Origin of the sequence: Delftia deserti (assembly GCF_042653485.1) — a bacterium.
Classification (GTDB): Bacteria; Pseudomonadota; Gammaproteobacteria; order Burkholderiales; family Burkholderiaceae_C; genus Comamonas; species Comamonas acidovorans.
Genome location: NZ_JBHSIH010000001.1, coordinates 5,142,856 through 5,167,796, shown reverse-complemented (window position 1 = coordinate 5,167,796; position 24,941 = coordinate 5,142,856). Strand labels below are relative to the sequence as shown.

The window sequence follows — 24,941 nt, the reverse complement described above, 5'->3', positions numbered from 1 at the left end:
CACGAATTCTAGCGCAGAAAAAGACCGCTTCAGCCGTTCCTGGCGCCTGCGAGCCCGCTTGCACGCGTGATCACAGGCCCAGGGTACGAAAAACCTACTTCACCAGCTTCAGCGAGGGCCGTGTGCCCGAAGGCGGCGGCGTGCGCGGGGGCTCCTCATCGTCGCCCTCGTTCTGGATGCTCACCAGTTGCACCACGCGTTCGTCGGCAGCTTGCTCGGCCGGCACTTCAGCAACTGCGTCCTGCGACACAGGCTCATCGGATTCCTGCTCAACCGAAACTTCGTTGTCGGCGTCGGCATCCGACTCCGGCGCCGGGAAAGCCATGCCTTGGCCGGTCTCCCGTGCGTAGATGGCCATCACCTGCTCGACAGGCACCATGATTTCGCGTGGCTTGCCGCCAAAGCGGGCCGTGAAGCTGATGAAGTCATTGCCCATCTGCAGGCCGCTGGTGGCGTCGTAGCTGACGTTGAGCACGATCTCGCCGTCGCGCACGAACTCGCGCGGCACCTGCACGTTGCGATCCACGCGCACTGCGATGTGGGGTGTGAAGCCGTTGTCGGTGCACCACTCGTACAGGGCCCGGATCAGGTAGGGGCGGGTGGAAGTTGCTTCGGGGGCAGTCATGACGATCCCAGGAAAAGAGTGGTCGTAATACGAAAACGGGCAGGATGGCGACCGGTTGACCGCCTTCCCTGCCCGCGCAATCAGTCGTCAACCGATGCGAATTACTTGCGCATCACCTTCTCGGAAGGCGTCAGCGCTTCGATGTAGGCAGGGCGCGAGAAGATGCGCTCGGCGTACTTGAGCAGCGGGGCGGCGTTCTTGGACACCTCGATGCCGTAGTAGTCCAGGCGCCACAGCAGCGGGGCAATGGCCACGTCCAGCATGGAGAAGTTCTCGCCCAGCATGTACTTGTTCTTGAGGAACACGGGAGCCAGTTGCGTCAGGCGGTCGCGGATGTGGGCGCGCGCCTTTTCGATGGCCTTTTCGTTGCCCTTGACGTTGCGCTCCTCGAGCGTGCTCACGTGCACGAACAATTCCTTCTCGAAGTTCAGCAGGAACAGGCGCACGCGGGCACGGTCCACCGGGTCGCCGGGCATCAGCTGAGGATGCGGGAAGCGCTCGTCGATGTACTCGTTGATGATGTTCGATTCGTACAGGATCAGGTCGCGCTCGACCAGGATGGGCACCTGGCCGTACGGGTTCATCACGCTGATGTCTTCAGGCTTGCTGAACAGGTCCACATCGCGGATCTCGAAGTCCATGCCTTTTTCGAACAGGACGAAACGGCAACGGTGTGAAAAGGGGCAGGTCGTTCCCGAATAAAGCACCATCATGGTGGAGGCTCCTAAAAATCAAAAAGAGTGGGTCGCTCGCGGCGCCCACTCTGCACACAGTTCAGCCGCACAATGGCTTGCACGGCCTTCTGCAGTCACGGTTTTATTTGACGTCTTTCCAGAACGCGGCGTTGAGGCGCCATGCAATGAAGATGAAGACCGCCAGGAAAAGCAGCACACCCACGCCAATGCGGATGCGGCTGTTCTGTGCCGGCTCACCCATCCATTGCAGGTAGTTCACCAGATCGCCAACCGCCTGATCGTACTGCACTGCGCTCATGGAGCCGGGAGAGACCTGCTCCCACCCCTTGAAAACCTGGGTCTTCACGCCGTGCTCTTCGGCTTCTTCGAAGATGGCACGGCGCTCGCCCTGCAGTTGCCACAGTGCGTGGGACATGCCCACGCTGGGGAAGGCCAGGTTGTTCCAGCCCGTGGCCTTGGTGTCATCGCGGTAGAAGGTGCGCAGGAAGGTGTAGAGGTAGTCGGCACCCGTGCCGTTGTGGCCTGCGCGCGAGCGCGCGATCACCGTCAGATCCGGCGGATTGGCGCCGAACCACTCCTTGGCTTCCTTCGGGTTGATGGCCGCCTTCATGGTCTCGCCTACCTTGTCGGTGGTGAACAGCAGGTTGTCCTTGATTTCCTGCTCGGTCAGCCCGATGTCCTGCAGCCGGTTGAAGCGCATGAATGCGGCCGAGTGGCAGCTCAGGCAGTAGTTGACGAACAGCTTGGCACCGTTTTGCAGCGATGCCGTGTCATTGGTCTTGCCCGGCGCCTTGTCCCAGGCGATGCCGCCTTCGGAAGCCTGTGCACCGGTCATGATGCCAAGGGCCGCGATCAACGTGAGAATCAGTTTCTTCATTGTTGTTCTCTCCAGCTTCAGTGCGGCTTGAACGTCACACGATCGGGAACGGGTTTGGTCTTGCCCAGGCGGCTCCACCAGGGCATCAGCAGGAAGAAGCCGAAGTAGAACAGCGTTCCGACCTGGGACACGCGCTCGCCGATGGGCGAAGGCGGCTGCACACCGAGATAGGCCAGGATCACGAAGTTGATCACGAAGATGCCGTAGAGGTACTTGTGCCAGCTCGGGCGGTAGCGGATGGACTTGACCGGGCTGCAATCGAGCCAGGGCAACGCGAACAGGATGATCACGGCGCCACCCATCACCAGCACGCCCCAGAACTTGGCGTCGATGGACAGCATCATGGCGATGACGCCCAGGGCCACGATGGCGACCACGCCCTTGGCGGCGGCCGGCAGGCGCGACTTGAGCACGCCAAAGCCCGCACCCAGCAACACGCAGGCGATCAGCACATACATCATCTCGCTGGTGATGGCACGCAGCATCGAGTAGAACGGCGTGAAGTACCAGACCGGCGCAATGTGCGAAGGCGTCTTCAGCGGATCGGCCGGGATGAAGTTGTTGTACTCCAGGAAGTAGCCGCCGAACTCGGGCGCGAAGAACACCACGGCCGAGAACAGGAACAGGAACACCGTCACGCCGAAGATGTCGTGCACCGTGTAGTAGGGATGGAAGGGGATGCCGTCCAGCGGATGGCCCTTGGCGTCCTTGGGCGCGTTGGGGCCCTTGATCTCGATGCCGTCCGGGTTGTTGGAGCCCACGTCGTGCAGCGCCAGCAAGTGGGCCACGACCAGGCCCAGCAGCACCAGGGGCACGGCGATCACGTGGAAGCTGAAGAAGCGGTTGAGCGTGGCATCGCCCACCACGTAGTCGCCACGGATCAGCAGCGCCAGGTCCGGACCGATGAAGGGGATCGCCGAGAACAGGTTCACGATCACCTGGGCGCCCCAGTACGACATCTGGCCCCAGGGCAGCAGGTAGCCCATGAAGGCCTCGGCCATCAGCACCAGGAAGATGGCGCAGCCGAAGATCCAGACCAGTTCGCGCGGCTTGCGGTACGAACCGTACAGAAGGCCGCGGAACATGTGCAGATAGACGACGACGAAGAAGGCCGACGCGCCCGTGGAGTGCATGTAGCGGATCAGCCAGCCCCAGGGCACATCGCGCATGATGTACTCGACCGAGGCGAACGCCTTCTCGGCGTCCGGCTTGTAGTGCATCACCAGGAAGATGCCGGTGACGATCTGGATCACCAGCACCAGCAGTGCCAGCGAGCCGAAGATGTACCAGAAGTTGAAATTCTTCGGAGCGTAGTACTCCGACATGTGCACACGGTAGGCGTCGAAAGCCGTTGGGAAACGGTTCTCGAACCAGTTCGTGAGCTTGGCGCCTGCGGGCGCGTTCGGATCGATGTCCTTGAATTCGTGGGCCATTGTTCTTGTCTCCCTCAAGCCTTGTCTTCACCGATGAGGAGCTTGGTCTCCGACAGGTACATGTGCGGTGGCACCTGCAGGTTGTCGGGGGCCGGCTTGTTCTTGAAGACACGGCCAGCCATGTCGAAGGTCGAGCCATGGCAGGGGCACAGGAAGCCGCCCTTCCAGTCATTGGGCAGCGAAGGCTGCGCGCCGGTCTGGAACTTGTCGGAAGGCGAGCAGCCCAGGTGCGTGCAGATGCCGACGACGACCAGCACTTCGGGCTTGATCGAGCGGGCCTCATTCATCGCGTAGGGCGGCGTGAACTCTTCAGGGTGGCGCTTGGACTGGGGATCGGCCAGCTGGCTGTCCAGCTCAGGCAGTTCCTTGATCTGTTCCGGCGTGCGCTTGATGATCCAGACTGGCTTGCCGCGCCACTCGACCGTGAGCTTCTCGCCGTCCTTGAGTGCGGAGATATCGACCTCCACTGCAGCCCCGGCGGCCTTGGCCTTCTCGGAGGGCTGGAAGGTGCTCACGAACGGGACGGCTGTCGCCACGCCGCCCACCGCGCCAGCACACGCCGACGTGATGATCCACGTCCGCTTGCTGGAGTCGATTGGAGTGTCACTCATGGGGTTCCTCGAACTACGTCGCTTGAGTTGGGGTCAACAATAAATTGTAGCGGGGCGAGTATGGTTATTCCATACCGACTCCGACATTGACAGGCTCCAAAGCCGCGCAATACTGCGCTATCTCAAACTCTTTCCAGATGGAGCCAGCCATGGGCATGATGCAGGAATTTCGTGAGTTCGCAGTTAAGGGAAACGTGGTAGATCTCGCCGTGGGCGTCATCATCGGCGGAGCATTTGGCAAAATCGTCGATTCCGTGGTAAACGACCTGATCATGCCGGTCGTTGGCCTGGTTTTCGGCAAGCTGGACTTCTCCAATCTGTTCGTCGTGCTGGGCAGCGTGCCGCCCGGAACAGCGATGACGCTCGATGCCCTCAAGAAGGCCGGCGTCCCCGTGTTTGCCTATGGGAACTTCATCACGGTGGCGGTGAACTTCATCATCCTGGCCTTCATCATTTTCATGATGGTCAAGCAGATCAACCGCCTGCGCCGCGAGGCCCCGGCCGCCCCCGCGCCGGCCCCCGTCACCCCCGAAGACATCGTGCTGCTGCGCGAGATTCGCGACAGCCTCAAGCGCTGAAATCCGTGTTTTGACGCATATCAAAACGCCCGTGGCATGGTTGCCACGGGCGTTTTCCATTACTGCAGATTCCCGATGCTTGGGCTAGCCATTCAAGCCGCCAATTTGCGCGCCATTCGCACGGACTCAATCAGGCTGCCCGCCTCCGCAAGGCCCTGCCCTGCGATATCAAAAGCCGTGCCGTGGTCCGGGCTGGTGCGCACCAGGGGCAGGCCCAATGTGACATTCACGCCCTTTTCCACACCCAGGTACTTCACGGGAATCAGGCCCTGGTCGTGGTACATGGCCAGCACCACGTCGAACTCACCGGGGTGGCCGGGCGCATTGCGGGCACGCATGAACACCGTATCGGGCGCAAAAGGTCCATGGGCGTCCAGGCCCTCGGCGCGCGCCTGGGCGATGGCCGGGGCGATGATCTCGACCTCCTCGCTGCCGAACAGCCCGCCTTCGCCCGCATGCGGATTGAGGCCCGCCACGCCGATCCTGGGGGCACGGCCCAGGCTGCGCGACAGCGCCTCGTGCGTGATGTGCAGCGTCTGCAGCAGATTGCCTGGCGTGACGGCATCTATCGCCTTGCGCAGCGAGGTATGGATGCTGACCAGCACCGTGCGCAACTCATCATTGGCCAGCATCATGCGCACCGGCATGCGGTCCAGGCACACACCCGCATGCTGCGCAGCCTCGAACTGCAGCAGCTCGGTATGGCCAGGAAAATCCACGCCCGCAGCATGCAGCGCCTCCTTGTGCAGAGGCGCCGTAACCAACGCCGCGATTTCGCCGCGCAAGGCAGCCCGCGCAGCCCAGACCACGCAACGCGCAGCCGCCTCGCCGGCGCTGGCATCCACCTGGCCCCAGGACGCAGGTCCGGGCAACCCAGGCAGCTCCAGCAGGGGAATGCAATTCGGCGGCACCTGCGACAGCTGGGCAGGCGAGTCAATGACGGCCACGGGCAGGGGAATGGCGTTTTCGCCATCGCGCGCTTGCGCCGCAACCGCCGCGGCCCGCCGCAGCGTCTGCAACTCGCCAACGACGAAGCAGCCCCGCATGTCCCCGGGCACTTCCATGAATGCCTTGGCGATGGTCTCTGGCCCTACGCCTGCTGAGTCGCCCTGGGTGATGGCAATCGCGGCTTGGGGATGTGTGGAATCAGGCATTTTCAGTATCCGGATCAGGCAAGCCGGTCATTCGCACCGTGCTTGCAGCACAAGGACTCGCCCCCTGGACGGGCCAATAGTGGGCCGACAACGGGCCAGCATCAGGCAGGATTGTCGATCTCGATGAAACGGTGCTCCAGCCCCAGCTCCGATGCCACCTGCCCCGCAAGGGCCGGCGCACCATAGCGCTCGGTCGCATGGTGGCCGGCAGCCAGGAAGGCCACGCCCGTCTCGCGCGCCAGGTGCGCCTGCGGCTCGGAAATCTCGCCCGTGATGAAGGCATCGGCCCCAGCGGCAATCGCGGCCTCGAAGAAACCTTGCGCGCCGCCCGTGCACCAGGCAATGCGGCGAATGGGGCGCAGTCGCGCTCCCCCCACGCAGACAGGCGTGCGCCCCAGCGCCTGCTCCACATGGCTGCCCAACGCCGCCGCATCGGCAAACTCCGCCGCAGCCATCCAGCCCAGGTTCTGCTCGCCAAACGCGGCCTGGCCCTCAAGCCCCAGCTGCACGCCCAGCTGCGCGTTGTTGCCCCATTGCGGATGGGCATCCAGCGGCAGGTGGTAGGCAAAGAGATTGATGTCATGGGCCAGCAACAGGCGGATGCGCTCCTTGAGCCAGCCCGTGATGCGGCCATCCATGCCGCGCCAGAAGAGGCCGTGGTGCACGAAGATGGCGTCGGCCTGCGCCTCGATGGCCGCCTCGATCAGCGCGCGGCTGGCCGTCACCCCGCTGACGATGCGGCGGATCTCGCCGCGCCCCTCCACCTGCAGGCCGTTGGGACCGTAGTCCTTGAAGCGCTCGGGCTGCAGCAATCCGTCGAAGTGGGCCAGGAGTTCTTGTCGCGTGGTGCTCATGAAAGGATTGTCAGCGATCCATGCGGCGCCCAAGAAAAAGGGCAGCCATGCTGCCCTTCATTCCACTGCCAAGCTCAGCCGCGCCTGGGTTGCCAACCATGGCAGGCCAGGGGCCAGAAGCCGATGGCCGCGCCCAGGATGCCCATGGCCGCCACATAGTGGGCCGGCGCCATCACATCCACCTGCTGCCAAACGGACACCAGCATGGGCGTCATGCCGCCGAACACCGCATAGGCCATGTTGTAGGCAAAGGACAGCCCCGTGAAACGCACCTCGGCCGGGAAGGCGCGCACGCCCACCACCGGCAGCAGCGCAATGCTGCCCACGAAAAAGCCCACCAGCGCATAGCTCCACACCAGCGAGGACGCCGTGCCCGGCAGGTTCAGATAGAACGCATAGGCCGTCACCGTCATGCCCAGCCAGCCCGTGACCATGGCCACACGCGTGCCCATACGGTCGGACAGCCAGCCCCAGAACACGCAGCCCAGCGTCAGCGTCACCGTGGCCACGGCATTGGCCTTCATGGCCAGGGCCGCGTCGATGTGGAAGACCTTCTGCAGATAGGCCGGCGTGAACAGCACCACCACCACGATGGCCGTGGACAGCACCCAGGTCATCAGCGCCACCAGCACGCAGGCCTGGCGGTGGTCGCGCACGATGGTCTTGAGCGGCAGTTCGCGGTCGGCCTGCTTGCGAGCCATCAGCTCCTGGAAGATGGGTGTCTCATGCAGGAACTTGCGCAGGTAGACCGACACCAGGCCGAACACGCCGCCCAGGATGAAGGGCATGCGCCAGGCCCAGTCGTGGATCTCCTCGGCGCTGTAGGTGCTGTTGAGCCAGACACCGATGATGGAGCCCAGGAAAATGCCGCCCGTGATGCCCGAAGTCAGCGAGCCGATGGCAAAGCCATAGTGGCGCGCCGGCGCATGCTCGGCCACGAAGACCCAGGCGCCCGGCATCTCGCCGCCAATGGCCGCGCCCTGCAGCACCCGCATGGCCAGCAGCAAAATCGGCGCGGCGATGCCGATGGAGGCGTAGGTGGGCAGCAGGCCGATCACCAGCGTGGGCACGGCCATCAGGAAGATGGACAGCGTGAACATCTTCTTGCGGCCCAGGATGTCGCCAAAGTGCGCAATCAGAATGCCGCCGATGGGCCGCGCCAGGTAGCCCGCCGCAAAAATGCCCAGCGTCTGCAGCTGGCGCAGCCAGTCCGGCATCTCGGCCGGGAAGAACAGCTTGCCGATGACATTGGCAAAGAAAACGAAAACGACGAAGTCGTAGAACTCCAGGGTGCCGCCCAGGGCCGACAGGCCCAGGGTCTTGTAGTCCTGTCGGTTGAGAGGACGTGCGGTCGCAACAGCAGGGGCCATGCCCGGCTGCGCTTGGTCAAGCGTAGTCATGGTTTTTTTCCAGGGATCGAACAGCAGGACGGCGCGGTGGATGCCACGGCAACGGATGAGCGTGCAGCGGCAGATCGTTCTGCAAGACTTCGGGATCGGAGGACTTGGCTCTCTCTTGGGGCCGGCTTGTGGGCCGGCGCAACAGCGAACGCGGCGTGGCGCAGTCGTCGGAGGATTCTAGGGTTTGTACTGTAGCTGTGTGGGGAGCGCGGCTTTGGCGCCCTTGGGCGCAGCATCACGGCGGACCGTCTACCCGCTCTGGCGTATGGGTCATGGGATGGCGGGCTTACCGGCAGGCGCGCAAACGCTCTTCAACGGTGCAGCGCTTGCATCGCGCCAGCCCGATGGGATTGAGCGTTCACAACCCTTCTGAACAAAGTCATCCAAATCCCTTGTTCCATCAGGAATCCCAAATCCTCCTCCATGATCCCATCCGCAGCTATGGGCCAACTCATGGATCACAGCACAACCCCAACCCATAAAAGAGTTGGCATATTTATTTGCTTTCAAGCAAAAATTCGCAGTAGAGCTACCGGAAGAGTTCCATCCACAAACTGAATCACCGAAATAATTTATTCTCCAGCTTCCTTGACCAGCAGGCCGGAATCGGCCTGCATCAAGAAGCCAATCCATTCAACAGGTACGGCTATGAGGGGCAGTTGCGGCTGTGAAGGCTTCGGACCCGCATGACCCCTTGGAGAGATTGGCAAGAAAACAAGTACTGGCCAAACCATACCTTGCAAATGCTGTGCCGATCAACCCGAACAACCGCGGATCAGATCAACGAATTTCGAGTTGTTCAGGGAGAACTCCCTAACAATCTGCTTCATGTGAATTTACTGTTATCTTTCTACTAAACACAATAGATCCATTTTTATCATGAAATTTCATCAACAAAATTCCTTTAAGAACTGGAGTTTTATTGAAATTGAAAATTTCAGAAGAAATTCTTATTTTTCCTCCGTTTTTTATGGATATAAATTTATCACCATATCCATCAAATGATCCAGGAAGAGGAAAAAATAGTGCCTACCATCATCCTCAAAAAATTCCCCTGACACACTTGGAGGATTTACAACCAATCTATTGTCCCTGTCTGTTTTGTTGAAGAAAAAATCAAATTCATCCCCACGATTCAATATATCAAACTTCACAATCAATGAATTATAGTTCTTCTTACTGCATACCACGGACGTAATATTTAGAACTTCGATCACGCCGGAAAACGCTGGTCGATAAAAAATAATCATAAAAGCAAAAGACAAAAAATATATTCTTGATTTCATGGTCTTTGTCCTTTATCTCCACATGTATGCCGTCGACTTACATCGTGCGCCTGAATTGTTAAGTTCAACACGTCCCCAAATGAACTTTGTTATGCTGATCTCATGGCAGAGGAATTTTCTAAAATGCAGGACTCAAGGCTTCCGAAGCTAATATTTTTTCTTGAATCCTCAACGCTTTGTGCCATTGCAGTCGCCTTCTGCCTCGCCCAATTCAGATGGTCAGAGATGTGATCCATTTCTGCACGGCGAATCCATGCCAAGTTACATTTGAAGTCCACGTAATTCTCTCTTAAATGAACAGCGAACGTTAAATTCACCATATATTGATCTAAGTGCCAAGCATCTGTCCCACAATCCTTTTTGCATGGAGCCCGGACCTCCATGCCGTCCATCACAGCGACTGCCAATGTTCTCGAGTCTTCAGGATATCTATGACAACCAGCACCAGGGAATGCCTCAATGCATTGATTTTCATTTAGATCTCTGAGCCAACGCGTATTCCAAGATATGGAGAGAGTTCCATAGTAGTCCGTATAAAATAATGGGTTTGCAAAACCATACACATAAAAATTAAGGCCCCCATTATTTCCAATTGGATCACTTTCGATATAGCACCCCACTTCAGATTTATAATTTCTCTCGTAGTTGTAAATCTCTCCAGATTCAACGTCGAAATACTGCCCTGGAAATCTCAAATTCATCTTCACTTGGCTTTGCTGCAATGCCCCTGTGGCGCCGAACGCCTCGGCTACCCCTTTCCACGTGATTTCTCCCTGCTTGTTTGTTCCTAGAGCCGGCGTCCCCAAGTGATCCGTGTGCAGATAGTGGATACTGGTGTTCCTGTTCGTCAATTGCGCTTCGTTGACCTCAGCCTGCCAGATAGGGCTTGTACTCCATTGTCCCTGCTGCGCCTTCTGAGGATCAAAAGCATAGGCTCTCGTCATCTTCCCCTGCTCATCGGTTTCGCCCAGTAGCCCCGTAACGCTGTAAAAGAAGTAGATGACCTTAGTGTTTTGGCCTTCTTTGACCTCTTTGGAGATGCGCCGTCCCAAGGGGTCGTAGCGATAGTTGGCTTCGATGTTCGGAGTGCTGTGATCTGCGTCCGTGCTGGCGTAGCGGGTCAAGCGCTCTGCAGCGTTGTAGCCGTAAGTCTTTTCGCCTTTGTCACTGCTTTCTCTGGCCGTGTGGCCCTGAGGTGAGTACTCCACCTGCGTTTGCACGGGTTGCGCTGTTGCATCGAAGGGCTTGAGCCTGGGGTAGTTTGTGAGCTGGTTGTCCGCGTTGTAACTCCAGGTGCCCACCTGGTGACCGCTGAAGGTTCGGTTGTGCACGGCGTCGTACTGGTATTGCTCCGTGGGCAGGCCCAGGTCCTGCAGCTTTTGATCTGGCGCGGCCTTGGTCAAACGATCCAATGGGTCGTAGCCGTATTGCGTCTGGCCCAGGTCGCTGTCGATCTGGGGTGATGTTGCCTGCCTTGTCGTATTGGTAGTGACGACTGGCCAGCAGCTCAGCTGCGGCGTTCTTCACTTCGATGGACAGCGGCCTTTGCAGCGCATCCACGCTTATTATTGTCTTGGTGGCACCCGGTGTTTCTATGCGCGTGGCCGTGAGCCATTGGTAGTTTCCGTCACGGATCTGGCTCTGGTCGGGCAGGGTCACCAGGCTCAGGCGACCCTTGTCGTAGCGGTATTGGCCTGCACTACCATCAGGATAGGTATGACTGACCAGTTGGCCATCGGTGTTGCAGCTTTGGCCTCGCGAAATACCGTATTTATAGCCGACGTACTTATCAAGTAATATCCATCATTCATTTTCTATATCAATTATTTTTTTCAATCCTTTTCTTTCGATGTATTCTGCTGGAGTCACCCCCATCGAACGAAAGTTTACATCAGCCCCTTTACGAATTAACGCCTTAGCCACCAAATAGTTACCTTCAACAAGGGCATCATATAAAGGTGTCGCACCATCCTCATCAACATGATTTACATCAAATCCATTGGATAAAAGATAATTCAACAAATCCAACATCCCTGCTGCTGAAGCGTAGTTAATTAATGAAGAACCCCCAAGAAGAATTGTATCAACTGATGCCCCATGCTTTAATAAGGCTATTATGGCCCATTCCTTTTTTTGCTGCGTTGCATATATTAACAATTCCTTAATAAATTCGTCATTAACTTTCAATATATCTAATTTTTCCAAAAATGGATTTTTTCTATCAAAATATATATCTCCAAAAATCTCAAGATTTTCATTCATATTAACCACAACTTTTGCAGCATTTTGGAGAATTCAGCGTTCTTTCTATTGATTTAAGTCTATTACTTAAATCGTCATAGACTTGCTGATTATGTTTACCCCCCCACTTAACATCCCATTTTTTTCTCATTTCCACACACTTATTGACCCTTTTTTTCTCCCACTCAGCCCAAGCACAAATATCAGATTCTTTATCATTTGGATTAGGCCATCGTTCACAAATATACTTATAATTCCTCCTTTCATCATTTTTCTCAGCAACCTGCTCATCTGTCAAAGAGTCCGAGCCGCTACTCAGCATCCAAATACCAACCGTAGTAACTGCAGCTGTGCAAGCTCCACCAATCAGCTTTGCCACTGAAATTACCAATCTACCGCAACCAACTGGATTTAACGCGCATGCTTGTGCAGCCCCTCCAAAATGATCTGTATATATTAACGAATTGTTTCTACCATATACATAAAAATTCTCATCACCCTCAAAGCTCATTGGATCCATACTCGTATATCGCCCAATCGTAGATCGATAATCTCTTTTTAAATTATAATGATCCCCTGTTTCTGCATCATAGTATTGACCAGGATATCTCTGATTTACTACTATTCTTGAAATTTTCATTATTCCAGTAGCACCAAAAGCCTCCGATACAGTGGACCAACTCAGGACGCCACGATTATCTGTCCCAATCAATGGAGTTCCTTGATGGTCTGTATGTAAATAATAGATGCTGGTGTCCTTATTGCTTAATTTTGCCTCACTGACCTCCGCCTGCCAGATTGGCGCTGTGCTCCATAGGCCCTGCTGCGCTTTCTGCGGATCGAAGGCATACGCCCTAGTCATCTGCCCCTGTTCGTCGGTCTCGCCCAGCAGTCCCGTGTCGCTGTAGAAGAAGTAGATGACCTTGGTAGCCTGGCCTTCCTTGACTTCTTTGGATATGCGCCGTCCCAAGGGGTCGTAGCGATAGCTGGCTTCAATGCTCGGCGTGTTATGGCCTGCCGCTGTGCTGGCATAGCGGATCAGACGTTCTGCCGCGTTGTAGCCGTAAGTCTTTTCGCCCTTGTCGCTGCTTTCCTTGGCCGTGTGGCCCTGAGGTGAGTACTCCACCTGCGTTTGCACGGGTTGCGCTGTTGCATCGAAGGGCTTGAGCCTGGGGTAGTTTGTGAGCTGGTTGTCCGCGTTGTAGCTCCACTGCCCCACCTGGTGGCCGCTAAAGGTGCGGTTGTGTACGGCGTCGTACTGGTATTGCTCGGTGGGCAGACCCAGGTCCTTGAGCTGTTGATCCGGCACGGCCTTGGTCAATCGATCCAACGGGTCGTAGCCATATTCGGTGGTGCCCAAGTCGCTCTCAATCTGGGTGATGTTGCCGGCCTTGTCGTATTGGTAGTGGCGGCTCGCCAGCAGTTCAGCGGCAGCATTCTTCACTTCGATGGATAGGGGGCGCTGCAGCGCATCCACGCTGATTGTCTTGGTGGCGCCGGGCGTTTCTATGCGTGTGGCCGTGAGCCATTGGTAGTTACCGTAGCGGATCTGGCTTTGGTCTGGCAGGATCACCAAGCTCAGCCTAGCCCTGGCCGTAGATTTAATGGTCTGGATGCGGCTCACCACCATTGCTCGAAAAGCGGGAGAAACCATCTATTCGATCAAGCAAGGCCTACTATCGGGCTACCTGCAACAGAAGCTGCGTAGCCCGTCCGTTTCTATGACCTTTGTGTAAATTAAAAATTCATATATTCACAAACAACATAAAAAAGAAATCAAAAAATAATAAAATTAGCAAAATATATAAAATTGCACCAAATATTGGTCTTCTTCTATATTTTTTTATAAAAAAAATCCCATCAACAAGGAAAAAGCAAATAGATTTGCATAAAAAAACACTCCGCATAGATGTTGACCACTCCCATCGTATGGATATGAGTAGCATATCTTATTCTTTAAGAAAAGTTTCCAAATTAGGCCAAAAATGAGCCAACAGCATGATAAGAAAATAATTCTCATTACTTCCCCCGACTTGGCTCACCATTTACTGGATTCCAATTATTTCTACAATTCTGGACAAAATCATTCAAATCCCTTGTTCCATCAGGAATCCCAAATCCTCCTCCATGATCCCATCCGCAGCTATGGGCCCACTCATGGATCACAGCACAGCCCCAACCCATAAAAGAGTTGGCATTTTTATTTGCTGTCAAGCATAAATTCGCAGTAGAGCTACCAGGAGAGTTCCATCCATAAACTGAATCACCGAAATAATTCATTCTCCAGCACATCATGCCATCACAAGATACATGCGCAGATTTACATCTCTCTGTGATACAAGTTTTTAGCTTAAGGTCGCCAACTTTGGTGCCCACTAAATCACATGCATTATTTATATCTTGCATAAGATCTGGAACCTGATTACAACAATCTTTCTCTATCGTGAACTTCCCCTCCGGATCAATATGCCTTAACGGCTCAGACAAATCATATATATAAAAATTTATCCCTCCACTCAGGCCAATTGGATCAATTTCCGAATACCTGCCCACCAGAGGTATATAGTCTCTACGAAAATTATAATGATTTCCTGACTCTGCATCCCAATATTGACCTGGGAGTCTCATATTTATCTCCACCTGACTCTGGCCCGATATTCCCATAGCCCCAAATGCTTCTGTCACAATTTTCCATGTCTTCGCTCCCTGCCTATTTGTAGCCATTATCGGCATACCCAAATGATCCGTGTGCAGATAGTGAATACTGGTGTTCATGTTCGCCAATTGTGCTTGGCTGACGTCTGCCTGCCAAATAGGGTCCGTACCCCATAGTCTCTGCTGGGCCTTCTGCGGATTGAAGGCATAGGCCCTCGTCATCTGCCCCTGTTCGTTGGCCTCACCCAGCAACCCCATGTCGCTGTAAAAGAAGTATGTGATCTTGGTGGTCTGGCCTTCTTTCACGGTCTTGCCAATACGACGCCCCAATGGGTCATAGCGGTATTGCGCGTCAATGCTCGGGGTGATCTGGCCCGTATCCGTGTGGGCAAAGCGAATCAGCCGCTCCGCAGCGTTGTAGCTGTGGGTTCGTTCGCCTTTGTCACTGCTTTCCCTGGCTGTGTGCCCCTGCGGCGTGTACTCCACCTGGGTTTGTACGGACTGTGCCGTTATGTCGAAGGGCTTGAGCCTTGGGTAGCTCGCGAGCTGGTTGTCCGCGTTGTAGCTCCACGGGCCCATCTGGTGGCTGCTGAAGCTGCGGTTGTGCACGGCGTCGTACTGGTACTGCTCCGTGGGCAGGCCCAGGTCCTGCAGCTTTTGATCTGGTGCCGCCTTGGTCAATCGGTCCAGTGGGTCGTAGCCGTATTCGGTTGTGCCCAGATCGCTGTCGATCTGGATGATGTTGCCTGCCTTGTCGTATTGGTAGTGGCGGCTGGCCAGTATCTGAGCCGCGGCGTTCTTGATCTCAATCGACAAGGGGCGCTGCAGCGCATCCACGCTGATTGTCTTGGTGGCGCCGGGCGTTTCTATGCGTGTGGCCGTGAGCCATTGGTAGTTACCGTAGCGGATCTGGCTTTGATCCGGCAAGGTCACCAGGCTCAGGCGGCCCTTGTCGTAGCTGTATTGGCCTGCGCTGCCATCTGGGTAGGTGTGGCCGGCCAGTTGGCCGTCCGCGTTGTAGCTTTGGCCCACCGTGAAGCTGAAGCTGCCCGTGTTATCCACCTTGTTGTAGGTGACCTTGTTCTGGGTTGTTCTTCCTTGCGCGTCCTTGTCGTAGTTGGCGCTGCTGATCAGGTTCTGCTGGCCGTCCTTTTGTTCGTAAGCCGTGAGCAGGCCGTCTGCGTCGTATTGGTAGCTGATGCGTTGGTCGGTTTCCGTGCCTTGGAGCTTGTGCTCTTCCTGCACCATGCGGCCGGCCTTGTCATAGGCGTAGCTTCGGGTGTTGCCTCCAGCGTCCGTGCATTGTGTCAGTTGGCCTGCGGCATCGTAGGCATACAGAATGGCGCCGCCCATGGGGCGGGTTTCCTTGATCAGGCGCCCGGCTTTGTCGTATTCGAATTTGTGGGTGTTGCCCTTGGCATCGGTCAGGCTGGTGAGCTGGTCGTGGGCATTCCAGGTCTGCTTGGTGGCCTGGGACATGGGGTCGATGGTTTTGACGAGGCGACCCAGGCTGTCGTATTCGTGGATGGTAATGCGGCCTATTAGATCTGTACTGGCAGCGCGCCGGACATAACATTTTCTAAATATCAGAAAAATAGTAGTCAAAATATAAAGGAATACCAAAATCTCCTAGCCTCTTTAAAAATGCTGCCGAAAAAACAACACTTCCATTGGCACTCTCGTTAAAACTACCGCACCACCAATAGATATCAAAAGAACTAAGCTCTCCAAAAAATTCCCCACGTGCACCTGCGAGTAGAATCATCAAAAATGAAAGTCCTTCCTCCAAAGAATCCCATTCTCCATTTTTTCCACCAACGGCATCAGAGCCATCATATGACCATAATGATTTATCAAAGTACCTTGATCCAATCTTACTTCCAGCCTCGCGTGTCAATCCAGGCTTAATTCCCAGAATCTCCGTTACTCTCTCAAGAGGCAATGCACTACCCTCTATTCGCAGTTCAATTGTATACATATTTAAATAGCAAATATCAATCAACCACCAAATGCAAAAGAAACGCACATCAAAATTAGTAGAATTAATGCCGCTCCAGTATTTGGATCAACCTTCACAACAGGAACTCTTTTCGCGTCACAGTCAGCACAACCGGGAGGAGGAACAGGATCAGGCTTCGGCTTTGGAGCATCGCACCTCCCACCAGTTGGGGACCCTCTTTCAACCCATTCAGCATATGCGTCTTCTATATCATCTTGTGTTGCATCTGGATCACCAGCTCTCTTATAGCATTTATGAAACCATCTCTGAAAATCTCTATTTGTCCTACCCCACCATTTATCACCTTTATGTAAACCAGACGGATCCGCATATTTAACAGGACTAGAATCAACATAGACATAAGCATTATTCCCGCCAGTCAGTCCAATTGGATCAGCCTGAATATATCTACCTAAGCTCACCACATAGTCTCTATTAAAATTCTGATTCCCCCCAGATTCCTTGTCAAAATATTGACCCGGAAACCTCAAATTCATATCTATTTGACTTTGCGGTAGTGTTCCCGCAGCTCCAAACGCCTCGGCAACAGCTTTCCAAGTTATCGTTCCCAACTTGCTGGTCCCCAGCATCGGCGTTCCCAGGTGATCTGTATGTAGATAATGGATGATGCTGTTCCTGCTCGTCAATTGCACATTGCTAACCTCCCCCTGCCAGATAGGGTCCGTGCTCCATAGTCCTTGCTCGCTTTTCTGCGGATTAAAGCCATAAGCCCTCGTCATCTGCCCTTGCTCGTTGGTTTCCCCCAGCAATCCCGTGTCGCTGTAGAAGAAGTAGATGACCTTGGTAGCCTGGCCTTCCTTGACTTCTTTGGATATGCGCCGTCCCAAGGGGTCGTAGCGATAGCTGGCTTCAATGCTCGGCGTGTTATGGCCTGCCGCTGTGCTGGCATAGCGGATCAGACGTTCTGCCGCGTTGTAGCCGTAAGTCTTTTCGCCCTTGTCGCTGCTTTCCTTGGCCGTGTGGCCCTGAGGTGAGTACTCCACCTGCGTTTGCACGGGTTGCGCTGTTGCATCGAAGGGCTTGAGCCTGGGGTAGTTTGTGAGCTGGTTGTCCGCGTTGTAGCTCCACTGCCCCACCTGGTGGGCACTGAAGACGCGGTTGTGCACGGCGTCGTACTGGTATTGCTCGGTGGGCAGGCCCAGGTCCTGCAGCTTTTGATCTGGTGCCGCCTTGGTCAAACGATCCAATGGGTCGTAACCGTATTGCGTCTGGCCCAGGTTACTGTCGATCTGGGTGATGTTGCCCGTCTTGTCGTATCGGTAGTGGCGGCTGGCCAGCAGTTCAGCGGCGGCGTTCTTCACTTCGATGGACAGGGGCCGTTGCAGCGCATCCACGCTGATTGTCTTGGTCGCGCCCGGGGTTTCTATGCGTGTGGCCGTGAGCCATTGGTAGTTGCCGTAGCGAATCTGGCTCTGGTCGGGCAGCGTGACCAGGCTCAGGCGGCCCTTGTCGTAGCGGTATTGGCCTGCGCTGCCATCTGGGTAGCTGTGGCCAGCCAGTTGGCCGTCGGCGTTGTAGCTTTGGCCTACTGTGAAGCTGAAGCTGCCCGTGTTATCGACCTTGCCGTAGGTCACCTTGTTCTGGGTGGTTCTTCCTTGCGCGTCCTTGTCGTAGGTGGCGCTGCTGATCAGGTTGTGCTGGCCGTCCTTTTGTTCGTAGGCGGTGAGCAGGCCGTCTGCGTCGTACTGGTAGCTGATGCGTTGGTCGGTTTCCGTGCCTTGGAGCTTGTGCTCTTCCTGCACCATGCGGCCGGCCTTGTCATAGGCGTAGCTGCGGGTATTGCCTCCAGCGTCCGTGCGTTGTGTCAGTTGGCCTGCGGCATCGTAGGCATACAGAATGGCGCCGCCCATGGGGCGGGTTTCCTTGATCAGGCGCCCGGCTTTGTCGTATTCAAATTTGTGGGTGTTTCCCTTGGCATCGGTGAGGCTGGTGAGCTGGTCGTGGGCATTCCAGGTCTGCTTGGTGGCCTGGGCCATGGGGTCGATGGTTTTGACGAGGCGGCCCAGGCCGTCGTATTCATAGATGGTGGTGCGGCCTGCGGGGTCTATGGTGGCGACCCTCTGGCCCAGGCTGTCGTATTGCTGGTGCTGGGTGCGGGTCTGGTCCGGGGTCGAGGGGTTCGCTAGATGCTGGGTGACTGAGGTTTGCCGGCCGATTTGGTCGTATTGGTAGGTTTCCTTGTAGGTGGGGTACTGCGTGGCGGTGAGCAGGCCGGCCTGTGCTGTTTCGTCTTCCCCGTATTCGTAGGTGATGGCGTTGCCTGCCGCATCGATGCTGCTGGCGATGCGGCCCCGGTGGTCGTAGGTGGTCTGCGTGACAAGACCGCTGGGGCTGGTGGTGCTCAGGGGCAGGCCCGTGTTGTCGTAGGTGATGAGCGTGCCTGCGCCTTGCGTTTCGCCAGGGGCAATGGTTTCTATGACCCGGCCATTCTGGTCGTAGCGGGTTTGCTTTGTTCGGCCTGCTGCACTGGTGCTCTTCGTCCTTCGCCCTCTGGCGTCGTATTCGTGGCTTGTGGTCTGGTTCAGGGCATTGCTGGCCTGGGTCAGCCGGCCTGCTGCATCAAAGCCCAGCGTGGTGGTGTTGCCCAGGGCGTCGGTCTGCGTTGCAGGTAGACCCCTGGCGTCGTAGCTGGCCTGGCTGCTGTGGCCCAGCGGGTCCGTGGCTTCGATCAGGCTGCCGTTGTTGTCGTAGCGGTAGCTGATGGTTCTGCTGTCTTCGCCTGTACCGTCGCCCGCGCCGGTGCTGCGGCTGGTCAGTTGACCGTAGCTGTCGTACTGGTAGCGCGTGGTGCGCTGTTCGGGCCGACCCAGGGCTTGGGTCCAGATGGTGACGCGGCCTTTGTCGTCATGGCTCCAGGTGTTGGTGATGCCGCCCTGGTTGATGTGTTTGGTCTTCAGGCCGCGCACAGGCTCGTATTCGTATTGGTCGAGGCTGCCATCGGGGTGGGCGATGCGTAGCGGCTGGTAGTTGTAGTCGTAGCTGGTGGTGGTGGTCAGGCCCCGTGCGTCGATGGCGCGGGTCTGGTAGTTGCCGTCCCACAGGGTTTTGGCTGCGGGCTTGCCGTTGAAGGTTCGCTCCAGTTCGTTGCCTTCACGGTCGTAGAGGTAGACGGTGGTGTTGCCCCGGCAGTCCAGGTAGGTGACGAGGAATTGGCGTTTTTCTCGCAGGTACTGGTTCTTGCCGGTGGAGGCGCAGCCCTGGGCATCGAATTTGCCGACACGGCCACCGCCCCAGAGGTTGGCCAGCTTGCTGGTGGTGCCGCTGGTGCCCGTGGGGTCCAGGACCTTGCCGGCGGCGCCCAGGGTGAGCAGCGGTGCGGGGGCAGGGATGCTTTGGCTGTACTGGACCGTTACCTGGGCGCCCAGGGGGTCGGTGCGGCTGGTGAGCTGGCCGTTGCCGTCGTAGGTGTAGCTCCAGCGCTGGCCCATGACGTCGGTGGCCTGGGTGAGCAGCTGGCCGTTCCATTGGTAGCTGACGCTGCGCCCGGCACGGTCTTCGATGCGGGTGATGAGGCCATTGGTCAGCGTGGCCGTGTAGACGGTGCCGCCGTGGTGGTCCAGGATGCGGGCCCGCGTGGCGCTGTCGTAGGCAAAGCGCACGCTGATGCCGTTGGTGTTGGCGTAGCCCAGGATGCGGCCTTGTGCGTCGTAGTCGATGCTGTTGCCCAGGCGGTCGTACCAGCGCCACTGTGCCAGGGGGTTCTGGGCACTGCCGCCTTCAGGAAGGCGTTTGATGAAGACGGGCGCGTTGTTCTTGCCCTTGGCGATGTAGAGGTCGGCCTGGCCACTGCGCTCGTACAGGACACCCGCGCGCTCGATGAGCCGGGCGTCACGGCCCAGGGGGTCGAGTTCGAAGTTCAAAGGCGCCCAGGCCGGGTTGAGCCACCAGCGGCCCTGGCTCCAGCTGCGCACGATGTCCAGCGGGCCGCCCAGGACCTGTACGCGCAGGTCGAGGTGGGTTTCGGTGTATTCGCCGTTGATCCAGCGCACCTGGGGTTCGCTGGCCTGAGTGGTGAGGGAGTAGCCGGGGTCGCCCGGGCGGGCGAAGGCGCTGGGGCCGGAATAGTCCTGCGCGTTGGCCATCGATGGCAGCAGGCTTGCTGCCGTCAGTACTGCGCACAGCCAGCCGTGCACAGCATGGTTTCTGTTTCTCATTTCTTTCCCTCTCGTCTCGCGAATCGTTTGCCTTGTTGAATGCATCTCTGGGGCCGACGTCCGGGCGATGCCCGGGCGCAGCTGATGTGTGATGAATGCTCTGCGCGTCAGCGGAAATCGCCTCCGCCCCCTGTTCCTCCCGAGCCGCCTCCGCCCCCACCGGGGCCGGCGCCGCCGCCTGCGCAGCATTGGCCACGGCAGGTGGGTGTGCATTCGGGGGCCAGCGGCAGCGGGGTTCCGCCACTGCCACCGCCGCCTCCCCATCCGCCTGCACCGCCCGCACCTCCAGTGCCTCCCCAGCCTCCGCCCGCTCCACCGGACGAGCCACCCGAGCCGCAGCTGCCCCCGACCAGCCGGCTGAAGGTGCTGGTGCTGGTGCGCGTCTCTTCCTCACCGTTGGCACAGACCCAGCTGCATTCCGTGGTGGCCCATTTCGCATAGGACGAGCAGCTTCCCGCATTGCGCGCATTCACCACGAGGCTCTGCACCGCCCCCATCTCCGCCGTGCGTGCCTGTGTGAAGCCCATGCTGCGCGGGTGCAGCTTGACGGCCGTGATGCGGTAGGGAATGACCACGCGCTGCTTGGCGGCCAGGGTCTTGGGGATGTCCGCCAGGAATTCGTAGCGGTAGTACTCGTCGGACTGCGGCGGCGTGAAGGCGACCTTGTCGGCCTGGATCAGGCCGTAGTTGGTCAGCGTCAGCTCGCCCGTGAATTCCTCGCCCACCTGCAGCTCGGGCAGGTTGATGGACAGGGGCTCCAGCAGCACCACGGGGGCCGGTACCTGGGTCTGGAAGGTGGCTTCCAGGGTGATCTGGTATTCGTCCTTGATGGTGGTTTCCGTCACGCTGAAGTCAATGCTGATGGTCTGGTACTGCAGGTGCACGCGCTCCGAGGTGGTGACGCCCGGGCGCACGAAGATGCGGCCCGACCTGTCGGCATGGCGCGGGCCGCTGGCCCGGTAGGTGTAGGTGCCGGGCGGCAGGTCGGTGAGCACGGCCTTGCCCTGCGCGTCCGTGGTGAGGGTGCGCAGATAGGTGAGCACGGCATCGTTTTGCAGGCGGATGCGCACGTTGGCCACGCCCGGTATGGGCTTGCCGCCCGCGTCCAGCGTTTCCGTGAACAGGTCGGTGGCATGGAAGCTCAGCCCGCCCTGCCCGCTTTGCGTGACGGCCACCGAGACGGGAATGGTGCCCGTACCCTGGTTGCTGGCCGTGATCTGCAGGCGGTAGGTGTAGATGCCATCGGCCACGTCCTTGCCCGGGCTGGCCGTGACCTGGATGGGCACCTGGGCGCCCACGTCCACGGCGCCGATATGGCTGGCGCTGGACAGGAAGATCCAGGAAGGCGCGGCCTTGCCATCCTTGTCCACCAGCTGGACCTTCACGTCCTGGGCCGCCACCAGGCCACGGTTGCCGATGGTGATGCTCTCGGTGACGGTCTTTTCCTGCTGCACGCCTGTTTCTATGTAGGTGGGCTTGGCAAACAGTTCGGGCAGGGCCTGCACCAGCCGGTAGTGGATGGTGAAGCTGCCCCGGGGCGTGTCCCCTGTCTCGCTGGCGTAGGCCGTGAGCACGACGGTGCCCGTCTCCCGGGCCGATGCACTGCCCGTGAAGCGGATGACCATGGGCACCGAGGCGCCTGCGGCCACATTGACCGGTGCACCCGGCTCCACGCTGATGCCCGGCGGCAGGCTGCCGCCGGGCTGCTGTGCGGGAATCACGGCCCAGCGCACGCCGGTGGCGCCCGTGCCCGCGCTGGCACGCGCATTGACCGTGATGCTGGCGGCAAAGCCGCGCGGCGCGGTGAGCTGGTAGCTGGCCAGGTCGAAGCTCAGGCGGTTGATGGTGAAGCGCCCCTGCTCTGTGGTGGCGGTTTCTTCCGGGTGGATGACGGAGACGATGTAGGTGCCGTTGTCATTGGCCGTGGGCACGAATTCGTAGCGGTACTGGCCGCTGTCGTCGGTGGCCATGCCTATGCGCCGCTTGAAGCCCGAGATGTCCAGCACCATGCGCAATGCCGCGTTGGGCATGGGCTGTCCGCTGGCGCGTGACACGGCGGCACCGGCAATGACGACGCGTTGCGCGCCGTACGAGACCGCCGGGCTGACGGAGCTGACCGTGCCCGTGTAGGGCGTCTTGGGCTGCTCTGGCTCGGGCGGCTTGTTGTTCACGGTGACGGAGCGCGTGGCTTCACCGGTCTTGCCTGCCTTGCTGGTGGCCACGGCCCTGAGCGTGAGGGCACCGTTGGCCACGCCCGACGTATCCCACTGCACGCTGTACGGAGCCTGCGTGGCCGAGCCGATCAGGCTGCCATTGGCGAAGAAATCGACCTTGGCAATACCGCCAGGTGCCGAGGCGGCGACACCGACGGCCGTGCTGCCGACAACGGTTGCATCCTGGCCCGGCATGGTGAAGTTCACCGTCGGAGCCGCGATGGCATAGGTCACGGCAACCGCCGCGCTGCGGGGGCCGGTGCCGCGCGCATTGCTGGCCGTGGCCTCGATGCGGTGGGTGCCTTCGGCGGGCAGGGTCAGGGTGGTGGAGAAGCTGCCATTGACTGGCACGGCCATCGGCGTGCCCACGGCCTGTCCGCCCAGATACAGCTGCACCTGCGAGCCCGCCATGGCCGTGCCGGAGACGGCCAGTTGCGGCGTGGACACCTGTGCGTTGTTGACGGGCTGCGCAATGACAGGGGCAGGCGGCGCGCTGAGGCTGAGCGTGAACGGTATGTCCAGCGCCGAGGAAACCCCGTCCACATCGGTGGCGGTGATGCCGAACCGGTGCGCGCCATTGGGCAGTTGCGCAAAGTCGATGAACTGTCTGTGGCTGAACGGGCTGGTATTGCCGCCGCTGCGCTCGAAGACTTGCAGGCCGTTGATGGTGGCCTTGACGCTGGCAATGCCGATGGGGCTTTGCGCGGACACGGCCAATTCGCCTGGCTCGCGTATGGTCGCGCTTGGTTCCAGTGCTGCGTTGGCAAAGGTGGCACTGATCTGCGGAGGAGCAGGTATATAAGAGAATTTTGTACCCTGCCCAACCCCACTGGAACTATCGCCATTTCTCCCCACCGCAAAGATGTCATATTCGCCTCTTTGACTCAGACGGTGGGGTCCATAGGAAAATCTGCCATCCATGTCCACAGGAATATTGGATGTGATTTCCCTCCCATCCAGGAAGACGGAAACTGCTTGGCTGTTCTTGGCAACACCCGAGATCTGCAGCGCAGGCCCCTGGATTATGGAATTTTCAAGCGGCTGCAAAATAACTGGCTGAGACAGAACGTCGAACTCAATATCTACTTCCGCCAGATTCCCGGCTACATCAGAAAAAGCCAGCCTTGCGAATATCTTGCTTTTTTCTGGCGGAAACTCAAATACAAACTCTCTCTCACCAATGCCAACAGCCTGCTCCACTGCAGGATTGGCATGAGCAGCATCATGTGAAATCTTTACAGTTCCGCCCCTTAGAGCCGAACCAAGATCCACCACACTATAAGAAATCACTGATTTCCCGGCATCTTTCTGAATGATCCGTGCCGAAACTTCGGGAGGATCCAAGTCGATCTTGACCTGCTCAGAAAATCCAGACCACTCTTCCCATGTACCTCCGCCATTGATGCTACCCCGTACTCTCAGCCGGTATGCCTCCCCATTTACGATTTCTTCAGGCCATGAAAAATCCAGAGAATTTCCCACATCACCCGAATAAACCACTTCATTTCTTGAGTTTTGCACCTCCACCTCGTAGGTATTCATCAACCCCAAGGCATCCCAATACCATTTCGGCGATTTATTCGTAAAAACGGCCTCTACCGAAGGAGCTGTGAGTGTAAGCCCCGAGATATCCTGAAAATCATACTCGCTCTCCTTCAATAAAAACTTTCCATCATCATTCAGGACAAAGGAAAATCCCTGTCTTGGACGAATTGAATTTTCCTTGTTGCAGCCGACTTCGATTCTTTCGCCGTGTCGCCCCTGGATGCCTATCGTTGCAGATTTGCCATTACTCTCCGTACCCAGCAGATATCTGTATTGGAACTTTATTTCATTAGCTTCCTCATGTAGAACAACTTGGAAAGTACCCATAGGCAAATTCGTGCCATAGAAGTACATGTTCGTCCATTGAACCACCAATTTTCTCCTGGGTGCCTCGCCTTGCGTCAGATAATGAATCATTCCACCTGCCTGCCCCGAAACATCCGTACGAAGATCATCCCAATAGACAAAAATCGTATCACCCAGGGAAGTCTGGGAAAGACAGGTGTTTGCATATGCCGTAGTCTTGTTATCAAAACTGAGCAAGCCATTTGTCGTTACATAGAACTCAGTATATTTTCTACCGAAATATTCGAATTCAAA

General features: G+C 57.5%; 17 protein-coding genes. 2 read left to right on the top strand and 15 right to left on the bottom strand.

Features of this window, described 5'->3' with window-relative positions; translation table 11 throughout:
• Window positions 1-94: 94 nt before the first annotated feature.
• From ACFPFG_RS24485 to petA, 5 genes are all read right to left on the bottom strand, one after another.
• Entirely contained in the window at window positions 95-625 is a 531-nt protein-coding gene (locus tag ACFPFG_RS24485; RefSeq protein ID WP_380108659.1) for a ClpXP protease specificity-enhancing factor, read from the bottom strand.
• A 101-nt stretch (window positions 626-726) separates the two neighbouring features.
• Entirely contained in the window at window positions 727-1,338 is a 612-nt protein-coding gene (locus tag ACFPFG_RS24480; RefSeq protein ID WP_012207298.1) for a glutathione S-transferase N-terminal domain-containing protein, read from the bottom strand.
• 103 nt (window positions 1,339-1,441) lie between these two features.
• Window positions 1,442-2,197, bottom strand: coding sequence for a cytochrome c1 (locus ACFPFG_RS24475; RefSeq protein ID WP_380108656.1), 756 nt, complete (start codon window positions 2,195-2,197; stop codon window positions 1,442-1,444).
• A gap of 17 nt (window positions 2,198-2,214) precedes the next feature.
• Window positions 2,215-3,630: a cytochrome b gene (locus ACFPFG_RS24470; RefSeq protein ID WP_183019386.1), complete on the bottom strand. Its 1,416-nt coding sequence runs from the start codon at window positions 3,628-3,630 to the stop codon at window positions 2,215-2,217.
• A 14-nt stretch (window positions 3,631-3,644) separates the two neighbouring features.
• On the bottom strand, window positions 3,645-4,241 hold the full coding sequence (gene petA / locus ACFPFG_RS24465; protein WP_097201459.1) for a ubiquinol-cytochrome c reductase iron-sulfur subunit: 597 nt from the start codon (window positions 4,239-4,241) through the stop codon (window positions 3,645-3,647).
• Window positions 4,242-4,390: 149 nt separating this feature from the next.
• On the opposite strand from petA, the gene mscL reads away from it, so the two are divergent.
• A complete protein-coding gene (gene mscL, locus ACFPFG_RS24460; protein WP_012207302.1) occupies window positions 4,391-4,819 on the top strand; it encodes a large conductance mechanosensitive channel protein MscL in 429 nt (142 codons plus the stop codon).
• Between the two features lie 92 nt (window positions 4,820-4,911).
• Here mscL and pdxA read toward each other — a convergent pair whose 3' ends face one another.
• The 10 genes from pdxA to ACFPFG_RS24405 all read right to left on the bottom strand — a co-directional run bounded on the left by pdxA (window position 4,912) and on the right by ACFPFG_RS24405 (window position 23,507).
• Window positions 4,912-5,973, bottom strand: coding sequence for a 4-hydroxythreonine-4-phosphate dehydrogenase PdxA (gene pdxA, locus ACFPFG_RS24455; RefSeq protein WP_183019387.1), 1,062 nt, complete (start codon window positions 5,971-5,973; stop codon window positions 4,912-4,914).
• A 101-nt stretch (window positions 5,974-6,074) separates the two neighbouring features.
• Window positions 6,075-6,827 (bottom strand): Nif3-like dinuclear metal center hexameric protein, encoded by a 753-nt coding sequence (locus ACFPFG_RS24450; RefSeq protein WP_380108653.1) that lies wholly within the window; start codon window positions 6,825-6,827, stop codon window positions 6,075-6,077.
• Window positions 6,828-6,901: 74 nt separating this feature from the next.
• Window positions 6,902-8,227 carry an MFS transporter gene (locus ACFPFG_RS24445; protein WP_183019389.1) on the bottom strand — a complete coding sequence of 442 codons (1,326 nt, stop codon included), beginning with the start codon at window positions 8,225-8,227 and terminating at the stop codon, window positions 6,902-6,904.
• A 1,375-nt stretch (window positions 8,228-9,602) separates the two neighbouring features.
• A complete protein-coding gene (locus tag ACFPFG_RS24440; RefSeq protein ID WP_465251929.1) occupies window positions 9,603-10,955 on the bottom strand; it encodes an RHS repeat domain-containing protein in 1,353 nt (450 codons plus the stop codon).
• 361 nt (window positions 10,956-11,316) lie between these two features.
• Window positions 11,317-11,775 carry an ankyrin repeat domain-containing protein gene (locus ACFPFG_RS24430; RefSeq protein ID WP_380108650.1) on the bottom strand — a complete coding sequence of 153 codons (459 nt, stop codon included), beginning with the start codon at window positions 11,773-11,775 and terminating at the stop codon, window positions 11,317-11,319.
• Window position 11,776: 1 nt separating this feature from the next.
• Window positions 11,777-13,408 carry an RHS repeat domain-containing protein gene (locus ACFPFG_RS24425; protein WP_380108649.1) on the bottom strand — a complete coding sequence of 544 codons (1,632 nt, stop codon included), beginning with the start codon at window positions 13,406-13,408 and terminating at the stop codon, window positions 11,777-11,779.
• A gap of 365 nt (window positions 13,409-13,773) precedes the next feature.
• Window positions 13,774-15,888, bottom strand: coding sequence for an RHS repeat-associated core domain-containing protein (locus tag ACFPFG_RS24420; protein ID WP_417323508.1), 2,115 nt, complete (start codon window positions 15,886-15,888; stop codon window positions 13,774-13,776).
• A gap of 100 nt (window positions 15,889-15,988) precedes the next feature.
• Window positions 15,989-16,387: a DUF4279 domain-containing protein gene (locus tag ACFPFG_RS24415; protein ID WP_380108647.1), complete on the bottom strand. Its 399-nt coding sequence runs from the start codon at window positions 16,385-16,387 to the stop codon at window positions 15,989-15,991.
• Between the two features lie 20 nt (window positions 16,388-16,407).
• Entirely contained in the window at window positions 16,408-20,583 is a 4,176-nt protein-coding gene (locus ACFPFG_RS24410; protein ID WP_380108646.1) for an RHS repeat-associated core domain-containing protein, read from the bottom strand.
• A gap of 107 nt (window positions 20,584-20,690) precedes the next feature.
• Window positions 20,691-23,507 (bottom strand): Ig-like domain-containing protein, encoded by a 2,817-nt coding sequence (locus ACFPFG_RS24405; RefSeq protein WP_197955200.1) that lies wholly within the window; start codon window positions 23,505-23,507, stop codon window positions 20,691-20,693.
• Between the two features lie 264 nt (window positions 23,508-23,771).
• Here ACFPFG_RS24405 and ACFPFG_RS24400 point away from each other — a divergent pair, with 264 nt between their 5' ends.
• Entirely contained in the window at window positions 23,772-24,026 is a 255-nt protein-coding gene (locus ACFPFG_RS24400) for a hypothetical protein (protein WP_197955199.1), read from the top strand.
• Window positions 24,027-24,941 lie beyond the last annotated feature (915 nt).